Raw genomic sequence first — 1,332 nt, 5'->3', positions numbered from 1 at the left:
CAATATTCGATGTCGAGTAAGCTTCTTGGGATACTTCGTGATCAAAAGTGGACTTTTTGAACAACCTCATTAAGAGATTTGTCCCTAGTAAGGGGCTGATCGGCTAACCTGCCGAAGGCGAGAAAGGATGAATAGGGGATGAATGTCACCGCAACGACTACAGCTGTATCGGCGGCAACGCGACGAAAGATACTACCCGGTTTTGGGATAACGATGGGGTACAGCGTACTTTATCTGAGTCTCGTGGTACTCTTGCCACTCTCAGCATTGCTGTTCAATTCTACTGGGCTGAGCTGGGCGAAATTCTGGGATGTAGCTACTGATCCGCGTGTATTAGCTTCGTATCGTGTCAGTCTGTCTACGGCAGCGGCCGCTGCTTTTGTGGATGCTATTCTAGGTCTCTTGCTAGCGTGGGTACTAGTGCGTTACGAATTTCCGGGTAAAAGAATATTTGATGCGCTGATTGATCTTCCGTTTGCTTTACCGACAGCTGTAGCTGGTGTCTCCTTGACGGCTCTTTATGCCACAAATGGCTGGATCGGGGCGTGGCTTGAGCCACTAGGATTAAAGGTGGCATTTACTCCGCTTGGCATTACCCTCGCCTTAATGTTCATCGGAATACCGTTCGTCGTGCGAACGGTACAGCCGGTGCTGGAGGATTTGGACCGAGATATGGAGGAAGCCTCGGCAACCCTCGGTGCAGGCCGCTGGAGAACCTTTCGTTCAGTAGTACTGCCTGAGCTGTTCCCGCCGTTGTTAACAGGCTTTGCTTTGGCATTTGCCCGTGGTATTGGCGAATTCGGCTCTGTCGTGTTCATCTCCGGTAATATGCCGATGAGAACGGAGATTGCGCCTTTGCTTATTATGTCCAAACTGGAGCAGTATGATTATGCTGGTGCTACCGCCGTTGCGTTGCTCCTGCTTCTCATTTCCTTCTTAATGCTGTTAGTCATTAATACGCTCCAGCGTTGGGTGCGTAAGACTTCTCGGTAAGTTCTTTCGGTGTTACTCCTTATTTCTCTAATGTTTTTGTATTAGAACTTGCTGAGCGAGCACTAGCGAAGCTACACTCTAACAGGTAAATGACGACTTTATTTTAGGAAGCATACTTGCTTCCGTGAAAATGCGGAATCTTCCGTTAGATAAAGTACCCGAAGAGTAATTTGGGTGTTGGAGGAGCGATAGCGATCTCGGTGTTTGAAACTGAATAATTGGTAAGAAAGGAACGGAGAGGAATATTGGAACTGTAGAAGCGTAGCGTTCGCCTTTATCCTCGGATTTCTTCCGCGGTGAGCGGTTCAAATCAGGAAATCTGAGGATAACAGCGATCGG

1 protein-coding gene is annotated in these 1,332 nt (G+C 48.3%); it reads left to right on the top strand.

The features are described from left to right. Positions 1-138: 138 nt before the first annotated feature. The gene (gene cysT, locus CA600_RS30540) at positions 139-993 is read left to right on the top strand and encodes a sulfate ABC transporter permease subunit CysT (protein WP_094874827.1); all 855 of its coding nucleotides are present in this window, start codon (positions 139-141) and stop codon (positions 991-993) included. Positions 994-1,332 lie beyond the last annotated feature (339 nt).

The sequence above is a fragment of the Paenibacillus sp. VTT E-133280 genome, from assembly GCF_002264385.1.
Lineage (GTDB): Bacteria > Bacillota > Bacilli > Paenibacillales > Paenibacillaceae > Paenibacillus_AQ > Paenibacillus_AQ nitricinens.
The sequence above is the reverse complement of the archived record's forward strand: the minus strand, read 5'-3'. Positions and strand labels throughout refer to the sequence as shown.

Coding starts and splice junctions, on each gene's coding strand:
- cysT (WP_094874827.1), top strand. CDS start 139: ATGAATGTCACCGCAACGACTACAGCTGTATCGGCGGCAACGCGACGA.